This window comes from Streptomyces sp. NPDC101151 (assembly GCF_044768335.1).
Lineage (GTDB): Bacteria > Actinomycetota > Actinomycetes > Streptomycetales > Streptomycetaceae > Streptomyces.
This window is the reverse complement of the sequence record NZ_JBIWPP010000005.1, coordinates 238,213-253,944: the sequence shown is the minus strand read 5'-3', so window position 1 is coordinate 253,944 and position 15,732 is coordinate 238,213. Positions and strand designations below refer to the sequence as shown.

At 69.1% G+C, this 15,732-nt stretch carries 17 protein-coding genes; 9 read left to right on the top strand and 8 right to left on the bottom strand.

The window, feature by feature from the left end:
- Nucleotides 1–7: 7 nt before the first annotated feature.
- The 5 genes from ACIRU3_RS12015 (at nucleotide 8) to ACIRU3_RS11995 (ending at nucleotide 3,711) form a co-directional block, all read left to right on the top strand.
- Nucleotides 8–385, top strand: a complete 378-nt coding sequence (locus ACIRU3_RS12015; RefSeq protein WP_404055054.1) for a phage holin family protein — start codon at nucleotides 8–10, stop codon at nucleotides 383–385.
- Nucleotides 386–392: 7 nt separating this feature from the next.
- Nucleotides 393–884 (top strand): low molecular weight protein-tyrosine-phosphatase, encoded by a 492-nt coding sequence (locus tag ACIRU3_RS12010; protein ID WP_404055051.1) that lies wholly within the window; start codon nucleotides 393–395, stop codon nucleotides 882–884.
- Nucleotides 881–2,029 (top strand): cystathionine gamma-lyase, encoded by a 1,149-nt coding sequence (locus ACIRU3_RS12005; protein ID WP_404055048.1) that lies wholly within the window; start codon nucleotides 881–883, stop codon nucleotides 2,027–2,029. The genes ACIRU3_RS12010 and ACIRU3_RS12005 overlap by 4 nt, the downstream gene beginning before the upstream one ends.
- Before the next feature lie 216 nt (nucleotides 2,030–2,245).
- Nucleotides 2,246–3,151: a LysR family transcriptional regulator gene (locus tag ACIRU3_RS12000; protein ID WP_404055045.1), complete on the top strand. Its 906-nt coding sequence runs from the start codon at nucleotides 2,246–2,248 to the stop codon at nucleotides 3,149–3,151.
- Nucleotides 3,152–3,228: 77 nt separating this feature from the next.
- On the top strand, nucleotides 3,229–3,711 hold the full coding sequence (locus ACIRU3_RS11995) for an NUDIX domain-containing protein (protein ID WP_404055042.1): 483 nt from the start codon (nucleotides 3,229–3,231) through the stop codon (nucleotides 3,709–3,711).
- A gap of 12 nt (nucleotides 3,712–3,723) precedes the next feature.
- On the opposite strand, the gene ACIRU3_RS11990 is transcribed toward ACIRU3_RS11995, so the two are convergent.
- Nucleotides 3,724–5,211: a globin domain-containing protein gene (locus ACIRU3_RS11990; protein ID WP_404055039.1), complete on the bottom strand. Its 1,488-nt coding sequence runs from the start codon at nucleotides 5,209–5,211 to the stop codon at nucleotides 3,724–3,726.
- 323 nt (nucleotides 5,212–5,534) lie between these two features.
- The gene (locus tag ACIRU3_RS11985) at nucleotides 5,535–6,167 is read right to left on the bottom strand and encodes an HAD family hydrolase (protein WP_404055036.1); all 633 of its coding nucleotides are present in this window, start codon (nucleotides 6,165–6,167) and stop codon (nucleotides 5,535–5,537) included.
- 150 nt (nucleotides 6,168–6,317) lie between these two features.
- On the opposite strand from ACIRU3_RS11985, the gene ACIRU3_RS11980 reads away from it, so the two are divergent.
- Complete coding sequence (locus ACIRU3_RS11980; RefSeq protein ID WP_404055033.1) at nucleotides 6,318–7,184, top strand: GNAT family N-acetyltransferase; 867 nt, start codon at nucleotides 6,318–6,320, stop codon at nucleotides 7,182–7,184.
- Nucleotides 7,185–7,254: 70 nt separating this feature from the next.
- On the opposite strand, the gene ACIRU3_RS11975 is transcribed toward ACIRU3_RS11980, so the two are convergent.
- Nucleotides 7,255–7,674, bottom strand: a complete 420-nt coding sequence (locus ACIRU3_RS11975; protein ID WP_404055030.1) for a heme-binding protein — start codon at nucleotides 7,672–7,674, stop codon at nucleotides 7,255–7,257.
- A 126-nt stretch (nucleotides 7,675–7,800) separates the two neighbouring features.
- Nucleotides 7,801–9,009 (bottom strand): MFS transporter, encoded by a 1,209-nt coding sequence (locus ACIRU3_RS11970; protein ID WP_404055027.1) that lies wholly within the window; start codon nucleotides 9,007–9,009, stop codon nucleotides 7,801–7,803.
- Nucleotides 9,010–9,151: 142 nt separating this feature from the next.
- On the opposite strand from ACIRU3_RS11970, the gene ACIRU3_RS11965 reads away from it, so the two are divergent.
- The gene (locus ACIRU3_RS11965; protein WP_404055024.1) at nucleotides 9,152–9,610 is read left to right on the top strand and encodes a MarR family winged helix-turn-helix transcriptional regulator; all 459 of its coding nucleotides are present in this window, start codon (nucleotides 9,152–9,154) and stop codon (nucleotides 9,608–9,610) included.
- A gap of 9 nt (nucleotides 9,611–9,619) precedes the next feature.
- Nucleotides 9,620–10,072 carry a GNAT family N-acetyltransferase gene (locus ACIRU3_RS11960; protein ID WP_404055021.1) on the top strand — a complete coding sequence of 151 codons (453 nt, stop codon included), beginning with the start codon at nucleotides 9,620–9,622 and terminating at the stop codon, nucleotides 10,070–10,072.
- 59 nt (nucleotides 10,073–10,131) lie between these two features.
- On the opposite strand, the gene ACIRU3_RS11955 is transcribed toward ACIRU3_RS11960, so the two are convergent.
- Together ACIRU3_RS11955 and dnaB are read right to left on the bottom strand one after the other, a co-directional pair.
- On the bottom strand, nucleotides 10,132–11,520 hold the full coding sequence (locus ACIRU3_RS11955; RefSeq protein ID WP_404055018.1) for a serine hydrolase domain-containing protein: 1,389 nt from the start codon (nucleotides 11,518–11,520) through the stop codon (nucleotides 10,132–10,134).
- A 61-nt stretch (nucleotides 11,521–11,581) separates the two neighbouring features.
- Nucleotides 11,582–13,060: a replicative DNA helicase gene (gene dnaB / locus ACIRU3_RS11950; protein ID WP_404055015.1), complete on the bottom strand. Its 1,479-nt coding sequence runs from the start codon at nucleotides 13,058–13,060 to the stop codon at nucleotides 11,582–11,584.
- A 458-nt stretch (nucleotides 13,061–13,518) separates the two neighbouring features.
- Here dnaB and ACIRU3_RS11945 point away from each other — a divergent pair, with 458 nt between their 5' ends.
- Entirely contained in the window at nucleotides 13,519–14,856 is a 1,338-nt protein-coding gene (locus tag ACIRU3_RS11945; RefSeq protein ID WP_404055012.1) for an MATE family efflux transporter, read from the top strand.
- A 119-nt stretch (nucleotides 14,857–14,975) separates the two neighbouring features.
- Here ACIRU3_RS11945 and rplI read toward each other — a convergent pair whose 3' ends face one another.
- Together rplI and rpsR are read right to left on the bottom strand one after the other, a co-directional pair.
- Nucleotides 14,976–15,422, bottom strand: coding sequence for a 50S ribosomal protein L9 (rplI, locus tag ACIRU3_RS11940; protein WP_404055009.1), 447 nt, complete (start codon nucleotides 15,420–15,422; stop codon nucleotides 14,976–14,978).
- A gap of 18 nt (nucleotides 15,423–15,440) precedes the next feature.
- Nucleotides 15,441–15,677 carry a 30S ribosomal protein S18 gene (gene rpsR, locus ACIRU3_RS11935; protein WP_003949403.1) on the bottom strand — a complete coding sequence of 79 codons (237 nt, stop codon included), beginning with the start codon at nucleotides 15,675–15,677 and terminating at the stop codon, nucleotides 15,441–15,443.
- Between the last annotated feature and the right edge of the window lie 55 nt (nucleotides 15,678–15,732).

Genomic DNA, 15,732 nt, shown 5'->3' with positions numbered 1-15,732 from the left:
CAGACACATGAAGAATTTCGTAGTCAAGACGATCGCCAACGCCGGCGCCCTGGCGGTTGCCGTGTGGCTGCTCGACAAGATCACCCTCACAGGTGACAACACGGCCAAGAAGGCCGGGACGCTGATCGTTGTCGCGCTGATCTTCGGTCTGGTGAACTTCCTGGTCAAGCCGATCGTGAAGGTGCTCACCTTCCCGTTGTTCCTTCTGACCCTCGGCCTGATCACCCTGGTCGTCAACGCACTGATGCTGCTGCTGACGTCCTGGGTGTGCGGCAAGCTCGACCTGAGCTTCCATGTGGACGGATTCTGGACGGCCGTGCTCGGCGGTCTGATCATCTCCGTCGTCTCGTGGGCCCTGAACCTCGTCCTGCCCGACGAGGACTGATCCCGCCATGACCTACCGCGTCTGTTTCGTGTGCACCGGCAACATCTGCCGCTCGCCGATGGCCGAGTCCGTCTTCCGTGCGCGCGTCGAGGAGGCCGGTCTCGCCGGCCTCGTGGAGATCGACAGCGCCGGCACCGGCGGCTGGCACGAGGGGGATGCCGCCGACCCACGCACCGTCTCGGTACTCGATGAACACGGCTACGGCACCGAGCACGTCGCTCGGCAGTTCCAGCCCTCCTGGTTCGCCCGTCTCGACCTGGTGATCGCCCTCGACACCGGCCATCTCAAAGCCCTGCGCCGCCTCGCGTCCACCGAGGAGGACGCCCTCAAGGTGCGTCTGCTGCGCGCATACGATCCGGCGGCCGGCGACGACCTCGACGTACCGGACCCGTACTACGGGGGCCGGGACGGCTTCGAGGAGTGCCTTGAGATGGTGGAGGCGGCGAGCACCGGCCTGCTCGCCGCCGTACGGGAACAACTGGAGGGACGGGCCGCATGAGCGACGCCACCAAGGACGCGCACCGCACCGGCGACGGCACGCGCGCGGTACGGGCCGGACTGCCCGAGCCGGTCAAGCACGAGCCGACCCTGCCCGGACCGGTGTTCGCGGCGCACTTCCATCTGCCGGGCGAGGTGACCGGACCGTACTCCTACGGCCGGGACGACAATCCCACCTGGACGCTGCTGGAGCGGGCCATCGGCGAGCTGGAGGCGCCCGGGCGGGACGACGCCGAGACGCTGGTGTTCGCCTCCGGCATGGCGGCGATCTCCTCGGTGCTGTTCTCGCAGCTGCGCGCCGGGGACGCGGTCGTCCTGCCCTCCGACGGCTATCAGGTGCTGCCGCTGGTCCGCGCCCAGCTGGAGGCGTACGGCATCGAGGTGCGCACCGCGCCCACGGCGGGTGACGCGCAGCTGGAGGTCCTCGACGGCGCGCGGCTGCTGTGGATCGAGTCGCCGTCCAACCCGGGGCTCGACGTGTGCGACATCCGGCGACTGGTGGAGGCGGCACACGCGCGCGGCGCCCTGGTGGCCGTCGACAACACCCTCGCCACCCCGCTCGGGCAGCGCCCGCTGGAGCTGGGCGCCGACTTCTCCGTGGCCAGCGGCACCAAGCAGCTGACCGGGCACGGTGACGTCCTGCTGGGCTATGTCACCGGTCGCGACGCCGAGGCGATGGCCGCCGTACGCCGTTGGCGCAAGATCGTCGGTGCCATCTCCGGGCCCATGGAGGCCTGGCTCGCGCACCGCTCCATCGCGACGCTCCAGCTGCGCATCGACCGGCAGAACGCGACGGCTCTCACGGTCGCCGAGGCCCTGCACCAGCGGCCCGAGGTCACCGGGCTGCGCTATCCCGGGCTGCCGGACGACCCGGCGCACAAGATCGCCGTCCAGCAGATGCGCCGCTACGGCTGCGTGGTCTCCTTCACGCTGCCCACGCGCGCGCGTGCCGAGCGGTTCCTCGAGGCGCTGCACCTGGTCGAGGACGCGACGAGCTTCGGCGGCGTGCGCTCCACGGCCGAACGCCGCGGCCGCTGGGGCGGAGACCCGGTCCCGGAGGGCTTCATCCGCCTGTCCGTGGGCGCGGAGGACCCCGAGGATCTGGTGGCGGATGTGTTGCGCGCCCTCGACGAGTCGGCGCAGTGAGGGGATGAGGGGCACCCGGCCCGCTCTGCCGGCGGTCCGAGCCTCCCCCCTCGTGGCTCGGACCGCCTCCGGTTCCGCGCGCGAAGAACCGCGCGACCAAGGCTAGTTGACTCTCTGTCAGTGTCCAATCACGGTAGCGACAGAGACCTATCGACTTATTTATAGTTGGTGCCTGCCTGGGTGCCGGACGAGGGGCAGGGAAAGGGGAAGCCCGCCATGGATCTGGCCTTGCTGCGCACCTTTGTCACCGTGCACCGGGCCGGCTCCTTCACCCGCGCCGCCGCGCTGCTGGGCCTCTCGCAGCCGGCCGTCACCTCCCAGATCCGCACCCTGGAGCGGCAGCTGGGCCGCCCCCTGTTCCTGCGGCAGGCCCGCGGGGTGACGCCCACGACCATCGGCGACGAACTCGCCCACAAGGCCGCGCCGCACCTCGACGCCCTCGTCGAGATAGCCGAGACCGGCCTGGACGACGAGTCCGCGTTACGCACTCTGCACCTGGCGGGCCCGCCGGAGTTCACCGCCGAGCGCGCCCTGCCCGCCCTGACCGAGCTGACCGGCGACGACGGCCAGGGCTTTGCCCTGCGCGCCTCCTTCGGCACCGCGGAGGAGACACTGGAGGGGCTGGCCGCCGGACACCATGACCTGGCCATCAGCACCGTCAGGCCTCGCGGCGCCCTGCTGACCGCCAGCCCGCTCTGCGACGAGGAGCACATGCTGGTCGCCGCCCCGCGCTGGGCCGAGCGGATCGGCTCCGGAGCACTGCGCCTCAAGGGGGCGCCCGCCCTGGAGAACCTGCCTGTCGTCGAGGTGCACGAGTCGCTGCCCTTCGTCTCGCGCTACTGGGCCTCCGTCTTCGACTCGCGCCCGGCTGCCTCGGGCACGGTCATCGTCCCCGATCTGCGCGCGGTGCTCGCTTGTGCGATCGCGGGCGCCGGGCTGGCGGTGCTGCCCCGCTATCTGTGCTCCACCGGCCTTGAACAGGGCGAGATCGTGGCACTGCACGACCCGGCGGTGCCGCCTTTGCGCACGTACTTCCTGGCGGTGCGCACCGGAACGCTCGCCATGCCGCATATCGCGCGGGCGCACGAGTGGCTGCAGCGGACGGCCGCGAGCTGGTGCTGAGGCGCAGCTACGCGATGCGCTCGGGCCGTGGTGCCTCGCGATGTTTCACGTGGAACCAGTCGGGCCACATTTCTCCCATGACCGTCCGACCCGTGGTCAAGCGCACCGCCCGCGCCGTTCTTCTGGACGGTGACGACCTCATCCTGATCAAGCGCACCAAACCCGGTGTCGATCCCTACTGGGTCACCCCCGGTGGCGGGGTCGAGCCCGGGGACCCGACCGTCGTCGACGCCCTGCACCGTGAGGTGTACGAGGAGCTCGGCGCCAAGATCACCGACGTCGTGCCCTGCTTCGTGGACACCGTGGAGCACATCGGCGAGGACGGCGGCGCAACCGGCGTGAAGGTGCAGCACTTCTTCGTCTGCCGGCTGGGGTCCATGGACCCGTCGCTGCGCCACGGCCCCGAGGTGGACGAGCCTGCGGGCGAGTACGAGATCGTCCGGGTCCCGTTCACCCGGGTCGGCATCGCCTCCGTCCATCTCGTTCCGCTGTCGCTGCGGCACTACCTGGACGGCAATATCGAGGGCGTCCGCGCCATGCACGCTCCCGACCTCGGGTAGTCAGGCACCCGGTCAGTTCCCTACGACGACCAGCTCCTCGACCGAGTCATGCCGTATGCGGTCCGAGGGGATACCGATGTCGCGCAGTGCGTCGACCCCGCTGCGGATCATTCCGGGCGGCCCCGAGAGGTAGGCGTCGTACTCGTTCCAGGGGCCGTACTCCCGAATGACGTCGGGAAGCTGGAGATGGGCCTGCTGGTCGATGATCGCGCGGACGGAGAGCCACGGATGGCTCTGCTGGAGCCTGAGCATGGTGTCCATGTCGTACAGGTCGTGGCCGGTGCGGGCGCCGTAGAACACCTCGACCGTACGGCGCCGGCCATGCTCGGCCACGTCCTCGACCAGGGCCTTGATGGGCGCTATTCCGGTGCCGCCGCCCAGGCAGAGCAGCCCGCTGTCGGTGGTGTGGTCGATGGTCATCGAGCCGGTCGGCGGGCCGAGGCGTATGACGTCTCCGGGCCGGGCGCGGTGCACCAGTGCGTTGGAGACCCAGCCGGCCGGAACGGCCTTCACATGGAATGTCAGCAGGCCGTCGGAGCGGGGCGACGAGGCAAAGGAGTAGTGCCGCCAGACCCGCGGCCACCAGGGCGTCTCCACACTGGTGTACTGCCCGGCGAGGAAAGGATACGGCTGGTCCGGGCGGACGGTGAGGACCGCGACATCGGGGGTCCTGAGGTCGTGCGTGACGACCTCGGCATGCCACCAGGCAGGCGCGCGCAGTCCGTCCGCAGCCGCTGCGTCGATCATCACCTGGGAGATCGTCGTGTAGGTCCGTACCCAGGCCGCCTCGGTCTCCGGGCTCCAGACGGCGACTGCGTACTTGCTCAACGCACCGATGAGGCATTCGCCCACGGCCGGATAGTGCTCGGCGCGGGTGCCGTACTTCCGGTGTCCGCGGCCCAGGTTCTGCAGGTAGTCAACGAGGACAGGCGTGTTGTCGATGTGCTCGGCGGCCGTGAGCAGGGCCCTCAGCAGCCGGTCCCGCTGGGTGTCCATCGCGGGCGGGAACATGGGCCGCAGGTCGGGATGGCGGACGAAGAGGAGCGCATAGAAGTAGGAGGTGACCTTGTCGGCGAGGGGTGCGATCTCGGCCATCGTGCGGCGGATGACAACCGCGTCCGGGGAAGCCTCCTCGACGGGTGGAGCGGGGCGTTGGGGAGGGACCCGCTGCGGAGCGGTCGACCCGAAAGTCGGGGGCGACGGCTCGAAGGCCCCTGCCGGCCGGGGCGCCGGAGGGCCGGGCGGGGCTGGTGCGAAAGGCCCGGCCGGCTGCGCGGCGGGAGCCGCCGGCGTGGGAGGGGCGGCGGAAGCGTCGGGCGCGGGGCGGGCGGCAGCCTCACGGGACGGCCGGCCCACCGGACGTACGACCGCGGGCCTGCGCCCCTCGGCCGTCTCCTGATCACCCTCAGGCGGCGGGGCAGGAGGCACCTTGCGCGGCGTGAACCAGCCGCCTCCGCCCGCTATGCCGTTCTCCCCCGACGTGGTGGTCGGAGCATCCATGGTGCCCTCGCCTCGAACATCTTTCGGTCGGACTGCACACCTCCTCCTCGGAAGGTGCATGCTTTCCCCCGGCGGGCGGCCAGCCGTAGCACTCTCTCCGCAGCATCCCATCCTGAGCGGATGCCGCGCCCTTTACCCGGAAACGCGGGTCTTCGATCTCTTCGTCCCGTTAGGCTGCCTGCCCTGCTCGCGGCCCGCACGGGATGCGTGCACTCCATCCCGGACGTGAACCGGAGTCGACCCTACCGGCCGACGCCATGCGCACAAGTCCCCCCTTGCTTCCCCATGGAACGAGCAAGGGTCGAAACCATGAGCTCCCTCAACTACCGGACGCGTGTCACCAATTCATAGGCATCCCACAGATCCCGCCCGGTGTAGGAATATGTGGCGAGTCCGGCCACATGGCCATCCGCATTCACCGCGACGGAAACCGGTACAGCAGCAAACAGGTCCCGGTCCGAGAGCGAGTCGCCGTACGCGACACAGTTCGCCCTGGTCACACCGAACTCCTGACAGAGCCGGTCCGCAATGGTCACCTTGGCCGCGGCGCTGAGCACCCCGGCCGGATCCACGGGCTCGGTGAACGGCACGGCGGGGAAGCGCGACCCGTAGGCCGCGTGTGCACCCCAGCCGAGAAGGCGTTCCACGAAGAAGGACGGTGAGAGGGACACCACCGCGCAGTAGTCGCCCGCGCCCCGGATCTCTGCCCAGACCTCACGGATCCGCGTCAGCCAGGGGGCGGCTTCGAAAGCCGCGCTCACATGCGCCTCGGTCAACTCCGCCCACAGGTCGTACACCTGGGTCGCATACTCCGGCGGACCTATCCTTCCCGCCGCGATCGCCCGGTCCAGCGCCGCCGCCTCCGCTTCCCTGCCCAACTGGCGGGAAATCTCCACGGGAGCGGTGGTGCCATGCAGCAGAGTGCCATCGAGGTCGAAGAGATGAAGTCTCGCCATGGCCCGAGGTTAATGGGCCCCCGGTGTTTCACGTGAAACACCTATTGCCTGTCCACGACCTGTACGAATGGCCACGACATGGCCAAAAGCACCTGCGTCTGCACCGAAACAGGTGGACGTCAGGGGTGCCGGTCGGACAGCCTGACCTGCGTGTCGACTCCTTCCCTCGCTGCTCTGCCCATCCGCCGTCTGACGCTTCGCGATCTCACCGCCTGCGCCGACTTGTCCGAGGATCGGGGGTGGCCACGCGAGGAGCACAAATGGAGCCTTCTCCTCACTGCCGGTAAGGGATACGGCATCGACACCCCCGACGGCGGGCTCGTCGCCGCCTGTGTCGTCACGGAGTACGGCTCCTGGGAGCGGTCGGAGCTTGGCGCGATCGGCATGGTTCTGGTGGCCGGGCGCCACGCCCGCCAAGGTGTCGGACGCCGCCTGATGCGGCATGTCGTAGCGGCCATGGGCACCACCCCCCTCACCCTGCACGCCACGCCCAACGGGCGGCCGCTCTACGAGGAACTCGGCTTCAAGGTCACGGGCCGGGCGGAGATGCTGATGGGGCACTTCATCCCCGGCGGACCGGAGTGCGACGTGGCGACGCGTGCTGCCACCGCTGAGGACCTGCCCTCCATCCTCCGTCTCGACGAGGAGGTGTTCGGCACCGACCGCACTCCCCTCATCACCCGCCTGCCCGCCTTCGCCGACCAACTGCGCGTGGCCGAGGACGATGGCCGGATCACCGGCTACACGGCCGCGTGGCCCAACATGGACACCCATGTCGTCGGTCCGCTGATCGCACGGGACACGGAAACGGCCAAGGCACTCATCGCCTCGCTCGCGGCCCATACGGACCGCCCGCTGCGCACCGACATCGACGTACGCCACGAGGAGCTGCTGACCTGGGCCAAGGCACGGGGGCTGGCGTCCGTGGCGTTCAACGCCGTCATGACGTACGGCATCACGGATCTGCCGGGAGACTGGACGCGCCGGTTCGCGCCGCTGACGGTCGCCGCGGGCTGAGCGGCCGCACGGCAAACGCCGGCCACCGCTCCAGGGCAGGGCCGGCGATGTCACGCCTCGGCGCGTGCGGTCAGACGAGCGCCTGGACGGCCGCGGTGGCGAAGCCGTGGTCCTGGTCCGGGGCACCGCCGCCGACGCCGATCGCGCCGATCAGACGGCCGTCCCGGTGGACGGGGAGACCGCCCGCGATGAACAGCAGGGGCCGGTCGAGGGCCGTGGGCAGCGTGTGGAAGAGGCCCCCGGGCTGGACGGCGTCGACGAGGTCCGCGGTGGCCGCGTTCAGCTGGAGCGCCGTGTAGGCCTTGCGGGTGCTGGTCTCACCGGAGATCAGCACGGCCCGGTCGTCCCGGCGGAAGGCGAGCAGGTGGCCCCCCGCGTCCAGGACGGTGACGCTGACGGTGACTCCGGCCTCCTCTGCCGCGCGACGGGCCGTGGCGACGAGCAGCTCAGCGTCCTCGGTGGTGAGCGGGGCGACTGTTGCGGTGGTCATGGAGCGTTCTCCTTGGTGCGGTGGTGCGTGAGGTGAGGTGGCACCGGACGGGCCGGGGCGATGTACGCCACGGCAGTCCTGCCATCGGTCGGGTACAGGTGGCGATGCCCTGTGGTGCGGGCGGGCTCAGTGGTGGACGGGGGCCCGCTGTCCGACGGGCGCTCCGGAGGCCACCACGGCGCTCCGCGCGCCGTCCCGGCGCTCCAGGGCGGCCGAGAGGACGGCGAGGACCAGGGCGGCCGCGGCGAGGGCAGCACCGACCCAGTTGGGGGCGGTGTAGCCGAAGCCGGCCGCGATCACCATGCCGCCGAGCCAGGCGGCGAGGGCGTTGCCCAGGTTGAAGGCGCCGATGTTCACGGCCGACGCGAGAGTCGGGGCGCCGTGGGCCTGGTCGAGGACGCGCTTCTGCAGCGGCGGGACGGTCGCGAAGCCGAGGGCGCCGATCAGGGTGATGGTCACGGCGGCCGCGATCTTGTTGTGAGCGGTGACCGTGAAGAGTGCGAGGACGACGGCCAGGGCGCCCAGCGAGACGTACAGCATCGGCATCAGGGCGCGGTCCGCGAACTTTCCGCCGATGAGGTTGCCGCCGACCATGCCGAGGCCGAACAGGACCAGCAGCCAGGTGACCGACCCGTCGGCAAAGCCGGCGATGTGGGTCATCATCGGCGCGATGTAGGTGACGGCCGCGAAGACACCGCCGAAGCCGAGCACGGTCATCGCCATGGCGAGCAGGACCTGGGCGTTCTTGAAGGCGGCCAGTTCATGGCGCAGGTGCACGCCCTCCTGCCTGGGCATCTCGGGCACCAGCTTGGCGATGCCGGCCAGGCCGACGACACCGAGGGCGGCGACGATGCCGAAGGTGACACGCCAGCCGACGTTCTGCCCGATGAGCGTGCCCAGCGGGACGCCGACGACATTGGCGACGGTGAGACCGGTGAACATCATCGCGATGGCGCCGGCCTTCTTGTCGGGAGCCACCAGCTCGGCCGCGACGACCGAGCCGATGCCGAAGAAGGCACCGTGCGCGAGGGAGGCGATCACCCGTCCGATCAGCATGATCGAGAAAGTGGGGGCCACGGCGGAGATCAGGTTTCCGGCGATGAACAGGGCCATCAGGAACATCAGCACCCGCTTGCGCGAGATCTTGGTGCCGAGCACGGTCATCAGCGGGGCACCGATGACCACGCCGAGGGCGTATCCGGTCACGAGCAGGCCCGCCGTGGGGATCGAGATCCCGAAGTCACCCGCGACCTCGGGCAGCAGGCCCATGATCACGAACTCGGTCGTTCCGATTCCGAAGGCCCCGATCGCGAGAGCCAGAAGCGCGAGAGGCATGTGGGGGTACACCTTCCAGACGATTGCAGAAGCACTTTGCGTGCGTCCACAATAATTGCAGACGCGGGCTACGTGCAACAGCGGACTATTGCGGGAGTGCTCTACTCTGGATTCAGTCGCTCCGGGACGGAGGAAAACGCCAATGACAGCGACGGACCCCGCGCTCACCGCCCTCGCCCAGGGCTGGTGTGCCCTCTCACTGCTGCACGGGAGGATCGAGGCGCACATCGAGCGCGCCCTGCAGTCCAAGCACGACCTGAGCGTGCGCGAGTACTCCCTGCTCGACGTGCTCAGCCGGCAGCACGAGGGCGAGGGGGGCCATCTGCAGATGAAGCAGGTCGCCGACGCGGTCGTGCTGAGCCAGAGCGCCACCACACGGCTGGTGACCCGACTGGAGGACCGCGGCCTGCTGGAGCGCTACCTGTGCCCCACCGACCGTCGCGGCATCTACACCAACGTCACCGAGGCGGGGCTTCAGCTGCTGGGCGAGGCGCGGCCCACCAATGACGCCGCCCTGCGCGAGGCCCTGGACGAGGCGGCCAGAAATCCCGAGCTGGCCCCGTTGGTCAAGGTCGTGGAGTCCCTCAACGTGCCCGCATAGGGTGCGAGCATGGGAGATCTTGACATACGCCGCGCGACCGCGGACGACCTGCCCGCGATCGTCGCCATGCTCGCCGACGATCCGCTGGGCGCCCAGCGCGAGTCACCCGACGATCTGACGCCCTATCTGACGGCGCTGGAGCGGCTGAGCGCCGACCCGAAGCAGCATCTCGTCGTGGCGGTGCGCGAGGGCCAGGTCATCGGTACCCTCCAGCTGACGATCATCCCCGGGCTCTCCCGCAAGGGAGCGACCCGCTCGATCATCGAGGCCGTCCGCATCCACGCCGACGAGCGCGGCAGCGGCCTGGGCACACAGCTCATCGAGTGGGCTGTCGAGGAATCCCGTCGCCAGGACTGCCAGTTGGTGCAGCTCACCTCCGACAGCAGCCGCACGGACGCCCACCGTTTCTACGAACGGCTCGGCTTCACCGCCTCGCATGTGGGCTTCAAACTCCAGCTCTGAAAAGTGGCCGGGGGCGGGTGTTTCACGTGAAACACCCGCCCCCGGCCATGTTCGAGCGGCTACTCCGCGATGCCCCGCCAGCCCTTCGGGTCCACTCCGCCGGGCACGTCCACCCCCTCCTCGTACGGCTGCCGGGTGAACACGAACGACCCGAGGTCCAGATGACTCATGGCCCCGTCCGGGCGACGTACGGGCCGAAGCAGCTCTCCCGCGTAGTAGCCCTCCAGGCCCGTCCACGTCCCGTCCCCGTTCGAGCGGAAGCGGGCCCGGCGGCCGCCGGCGCTCAGCGGTCCCAGCGAGATGAGCCCGTCGGCCATCACTCTCAGGGCAAAGGCCTGAGTCCCCCAGTACCACTGCCCGGCCAACTCAAGCACGTCCGGGTCGACTTCACGCAGCGGCCGCCAGGGCTCGGGGATACGCGGTTCCGCCTCGGCCACGATACGGACGAGGTCGGCTCCCACCCCTCCCAGCAGCGGGCCACTGGTGCAGTTGGCCAGCACCACCGCCGCCACATCGTCCTCCACGCTGACGGTGAGGTTCGCCAGGAAACCCGGGAGCGAGCCGGAGTGCCCGACGAGGAGCCTGCCGTCCCGGTGCTGGATCTGCATGCCGAGGCCATAGGTCGCCCCGTCCACCACATCCGCGGCCTCGGCAGGCGCCGCGGGCGTCCGCATCTCCCGCACCGACTCGGCGCTCAGCACCCGGTCGTCTCCCCCGGCCAGGAAAGCGGCGAATCGCGCAAGGTCCCCGGTGGTGGACCACAGCTGACCGGCGGGGGCCATCCGGCCGAGATCTTCCAGCGGTTCGGGTAGCAGCGCGTCGGCCCAGGGATGCACTGCCCAGCCGCCCGCGTGCGGCGCCTGCGGCTGCGCGGAGGTGCGGTGGAGGCCGAGCGGTTCGAGTACCTCTCTGCGCAGCACCTCCTCCCAGGAGGCGCCCCGAAGCTCCTCCACCAATGCGCCGAGCAGCGTGTAGCCGGGGTTGGAATAGTGGTGGCGTCGGCCGACGGGATGCAGGAGCGGCTGCTCACCCAGGACATCGCTCAGCTCGGGGCGCAACGAGCCCGGCGTCCGTTCCCACCAGGGGGCGGGCGACTCGGCAGCCAATCCGGCGGTGTGTGCGAGAAGTTCAGCGATCGTCGCCTCACCGACACCTGTGCCCGGCAGATGCTTTTCCAGGGGATCACCGAGATCGAGCACACCCTCGTCACGCAGCCGCAGCACCAGTACGGCGGTGAATGTCTTGGTGATCGAGCCGATCCGGTACTGCACGTTTTCGTCCGGGCCATGTCCGTCCACCGAGGACCGTGCACCGTGCCAGACAGCCCCGCCGCCCCGCACGATTGCCGCGACCAGGGACGGCGCCCGGCCTTCGGCCTGTGCGACAGCGATCCGGTGCAGCAGGGCCCGCCGGGTTCCCGGGAGCAGCTCTTCCTGAGATGTGGTCATGGGCCCAGTCCATCCGCTGGGACGGCGTGCGTCGAGTTCATTTCCCCAGCAGACGGGCGGGTCAGGTCTGTGCCATGTCCACGAAGCGGGAGTAGTGGCCCTGGAAGGCGACTGTGATCGTCGCCGTGGGGCCGTTTCGGTGCTTGGCGACGATCAGGTCGGCCTCGCCCGCGCGCGGGGACTCCTTCTCGTAGGCATCCTCGCGGTGCAGCAGGATGACCATGTCGGCGTCCTGCTCGATGGAGCCGGACTCACGCAGGTCGGAGACCATCGGCTTCTTGTCGGTGCGTTGCTCGGGGCCACGGTTGAGCTGGGACAGGGCGATGACCGGGAGCTCCAGCTCCTTGGCGAGCAGCTTGAGGTTACGGGACATGTCCGAGACCTCCTGCTGACGGCTCTCGGCGCGCTTGGAGCCGCCGGACTGCATCAGCTGGAGGTAGTCGATGACGACCAGCTTCAGGTCGTTGCGCTGCTTCAGCCGCCGGCACTTGGCGCGGATCTCCATCATCGACAGGTTCGGGGAGTCGTCGATGTACAGCGGAGCGGCAGAGACGTCCGGCATGCGACGGGCGAGCCGGGTCCAGTCCTCGTCGGTCATGGTGCCGGAGCGCATGTGGTGCAGGGCGACGCGGGCCTCGGCGGACAGCAGACGCATCGCGATCTCGTTGCGGCCCATCTCAAGCGAGAAGATGACGCTGGGGAGGTTGTTCTTGATCGAGGCAGCACGCGCGAAGTCCAGCGCGAGGGTCGACTTACCCATGGCGGGACGGGCTGCGATGACGATCATCTGGCCCGGGTGCAGGCCGTTCGTCAGTGAGTCGAAGTCCGTGAATCCGGTGGGCACACCGGTCATCTCACCGCTGCGCGAGCCGATCGCCTCGATCTCATCGAGGGCGCCCTCCATGATGTCGCCGAGCGGCAGATAGTCCTCGCTGGTGCGCTGCTCGGTGACGGCGTAGATCTCGGCCTGGGCGCGGTTGACGATCTCGTCGACGTCGTCGTCGGCCGCGTATCCCATCTGCGTGATCCGGGTGCCGGCCTCGACCAGGCGACGCAGGACCGCTCGCTCGTGGACGATCTCCGCGTAGTACTCGGCGTTCGCCGCCGTCGGCACCGTCTGGACGAGGGTGTGCAGATACGACGCGCCGCCGACCTTGTTGATCTCGCCGCGCTTGGTGAGTTCGGCGGCGATGGTGATGGGGTCGGCCGGCTCGCCCTTCGCGTAGATGTCCAGGATCGCCTGGTAGATCGTCTCGTGAGCGGGCTTGTAGAAGTCGTGGCCCTTGAGGATCTCGACCACATCGGCGATGGCGTCCTTGGACAGCAGCATGCCACCCAGCACGGACTGCTCGGCGTCCAGATCCTGCGGTGGCACCCGTTCGAAGGAAGAGCCCCCGCCGTCCCAGTCACCGCTGTCCCGGCCCCGGTCGTGTTGTTCGTCACGACCCCGGCCACCGTCGCTTCGCCGGCGGGAGGCGGGCAGACGATCGCTGGGTCCGCTGTCGGCCCACGGATCGTCCAAGGGCTCGGAAATGCTCACCGAGCCACCTCCTCCCGTCCGCACGGCGGACCTCGCCGTGCCCTCTGTTGTACGGCACGACACTGACAAATGAGAGGCCCAACTCCGGTTCTGGCACGTCGGATTTGTGACGTTTCCCGGGTCGAGGAAAGGAGCGGGCGCCGGACAACGGTAGGCCTGTCGGCACCGTCAGCCAATCTGGTTATCCACAGGCCATGTGGACGACGGCCCCGATGCTGTGGAGAACCCGCCGAAACCTGTGCACGACCCGGTGGACAGCCCTGTGAACAAGCCCTCGATCTCACCCGACACAATGCTCTGACCTGCACTCTTACCGTCCACCGGCTGTGCAGAAGAAAAACTTCCCCAGTCGGACCAAGATCGCCTCGAACGGTACGCGCATGTGCACGGTTCAAGACTGGAAGTAAGGGTCACTTGGCAATTGCATCTCTTACCTGTGGACGATTAGATTAGTGCTCATGACACAGGCTCCAGCGATACCCCAGGCCACCCGCCGCCGGCACGACCGAGAGATCATCGCGCTGGCTGTTCCGGCCTTCGGTGCACTCGTCGCCGAGCCTCTGTTCGTCATGGCGGACAGCGCGATCGTCGGCCACCTCGGGACCGCCCAGCTCGCCGGTCTGGGCGTGGCCTCGGCCCTCCTCACCACCGCTGTGAGCGTCTTCGTCTTCCTCGCCTATGCCACCACGGCCGCCGTGGCCCGACGCGTCGGTGCCGGCGATCTCCAGTCAGCCATCCGCCAGGGCATGGACGGCATCTGGCTTGCACTGCTCCTCGGCGTGGCGGTCATCGCCCTCGTCCTCCCTCTGGCCCCAGGCATCGTGGACCTCTTCGGCGCATCCGCCACCGCGGCCCCCTACGCCACGACGTACCTGCGTATCTCCGCGCTCGGCATACCGGCCATGCTGATCCTCCTCGCCGCCACCGGAGTGCTGCGTGGCCTGCAGGACACCAGGACCCCGCTCTACGTCGCCGTCGCCGGGTTCATAGCCAACGCCGGACTCAACGCGGGACTCGTCTACGGCCTCGGCCTCGGCATCGCCGGATCAGCGTGGGGCACCGTCATCGCACAGTGCGGCATGGCGGCCGTCTATCTCACCGTGGTCGTACGAGGTGCACGAAGGCACGGGGCCTCCCTGCGCCCGGACGCCGCAGGCATCCGGACTTCGGCCCAGGCCGGAGTTCCTCTGCTCGTCCGCACGCTGTCGCTGCGGGCGATCCTTATGATCGCCACCGCTGTCGCGGCACGCCTCGGTGACGCCGACATCGCCGCCCACCAGATCATCCTGTCCCTGTGGAGCCTGCTGGCCTTCGCTCTGGACGCGGTCGCGATCGCCGGCCAGGCCATCATCGGCCGCCACCTCGGCGCGAACGACACCGAAGGCGCCCGGGCGGCCTGCCGCCGCATGGTCCAGTGGGGCATCGCCGCCGGTGCCGTGCTCGGACTGCTCGTGGTGGCCGCCCGGCCGCTCTTCCTCCCGCTGTTCACCAGCGACTCCGACGTCACGGACACGGCGCTGCCCGCACTGCTGATGGTGGCCCTCTCGCAGCCCGTCTGCGGGATTGTCTTCGTCCTGGACGGTGTCCTGATGGGAGCCGGGGACGGGCCCTATCTGGCCAGGGCCATGGTGGTGACCCTGGTGGTGTTCTCCCCGGTGGCGCTGCTCGTCCCGACGATGGGTGCCGGCCTCACCGCACTCTGGGCGGCCATGACGCTCATGATGACGGTCAGGATGCTGACCCTCTGGTTGCGCGCCCGGTCGGGCCGTTGGATCGTGACCGGTGCGACGCGCTGACCGTTTCACGTGAAACATGAGCGTGTCGCCACCACCCCCGGGCATGAGAAAGGGGTCGCACCCCATCCAGGATGCGACCCCTTTCACCGGCTCAAGCGAGCACAGCGATCACGCGGCGATCAGCCCGCGATGACCTCGATGTTGACCTTGGCGGCAACCTCGGGGTGCAGACGCACGGACGTCTCGTGGGCGCCCAGGGTCTTGATCGGCGCGGACAGCTCGATACGACGCTTGTCGACCTCGGGGCCACCGGAAGCCTTGATCGCGGAAGCGATGTCGGCCGGGGTGACGGAACCGAAGAGACGACCGGCGTCGCCGGAGCGGACGGCCAGGCGGACCTTCACGCCCTCGAGCTGGGCCTTCACAGCGTTGGCCTGCTCGATGGTCTGGATCTCGTGGATCTTACGGGCGCGGCGGATCTGCGCCACGTCCTTCTCGCCACCCTTGGTCCAGCGGATAGCGAACTTCCGCGGGATGAGGTAGTTGCGAGCGTAACCGTCCTTGACGTCGACGACGTCGCCGGCGGCACCGAGGCCGGACACCTCGTGGGTGAGGATGATCTTCATGTGTCAGTCACCCTTCCCTTAGCGCGCGGTGGACGTGTAGGGCAGCAGCGCCATCTCACGGCTGTTCTTGACGGCCGTGGCGACGTCACGCTGGTGCTGCGTGCAGTTGCCGGTCACGCGGCGGGCACGGATCTTGCCGCGGTCGGAAATGAACTTCCGCAGCATGTTCGTGTCCTTGTAGTCCACGTACGTGACCTTGTCCTTGCAGAAAGCGCAGACCTTCTTCTTAGGCTTGCGCACAGGCGGCTTCGCCATGGTGTTTCTCCTGTGTGATCAAGAAGTTTGGGTACGACCCACCCTCGGTCCGAAG

Coding starts and splice junctions, on each gene's coding strand:
- rplI (WP_404055009.1), bottom strand. CDS start 15,422: ATGAAGATCATCCTCACCCACGAGGTGTCCGGCCTCGGTGCCGCCGGC.
- ACIRU3_RS11970 (WP_404055027.1), bottom strand. CDS start 9,009: ATGCCTCTCGCGCTTCTGGCTCTCGCGATCGGGGCCTTCGGAATCGGA.
- ACIRU3_RS11995 (WP_404055042.1), top strand. CDS start 3,229: ATGACCGTCCGACCCGTGGTCAAGCGCACCGCCCGCGCCGTTCTTCTG.
- ACIRU3_RS12000 (WP_404055045.1), top strand. CDS start 2,246: ATGGATCTGGCCTTGCTGCGCACCTTTGTCACCGTGCACCGGGCCGGC.
- rpsR (WP_003949403.1), bottom strand. CDS start 15,677: ATGGCGAAGCCGCCTGTGCGCAAGCCTAAGAAGAAGGTCTGCGCTTTC.
- ACIRU3_RS11960 (WP_404055021.1), top strand. CDS start 9,620: ATGGGAGATCTTGACATACGCCGCGCGACCGCGGACGACCTGCCCGCG.
- ACIRU3_RS12005 (WP_404055048.1), top strand. CDS start 881: ATGAGCGACGCCACCAAGGACGCGCACCGCACCGGCGACGGCACGCGC.
- ACIRU3_RS12010 (WP_404055051.1), top strand. CDS start 393: ATGACCTACCGCGTCTGTTTCGTGTGCACCGGCAACATCTGCCGCTCG.
- ACIRU3_RS11945 (WP_404055012.1), top strand. CDS start 13,519: ATGACACAGGCTCCAGCGATACCCCAGGCCACCCGCCGCCGGCACGAC.
- ACIRU3_RS11965 (WP_404055024.1), top strand. CDS start 9,152: ATGACAGCGACGGACCCCGCGCTCACCGCCCTCGCCCAGGGCTGGTGT.
- ACIRU3_RS11955 (WP_404055018.1), bottom strand. CDS start 11,520: ATGACCACATCTCAGGAAGAGCTGCTCCCGGGAACCCGGCGGGCCCTG.
- ACIRU3_RS11985 (WP_404055036.1), bottom strand. CDS start 6,167: ATGGCGAGACTTCATCTCTTCGACCTCGATGGCACTCTGCTGCATGGC.
- ACIRU3_RS11990 (WP_404055039.1), bottom strand. CDS start 5,211: ATGGATGCTCCGACCACCACGTCGGGGGAGAACGGCATAGCGGGCGGA.
- ACIRU3_RS11975 (WP_404055030.1), bottom strand. CDS start 7,674: ATGACCACCGCAACAGTCGCCCCGCTCACCACCGAGGACGCTGAGCTG.
- ACIRU3_RS12015 (WP_404055054.1), top strand. CDS start 8: ATGAAGAATTTCGTAGTCAAGACGATCGCCAACGCCGGCGCCCTGGCG.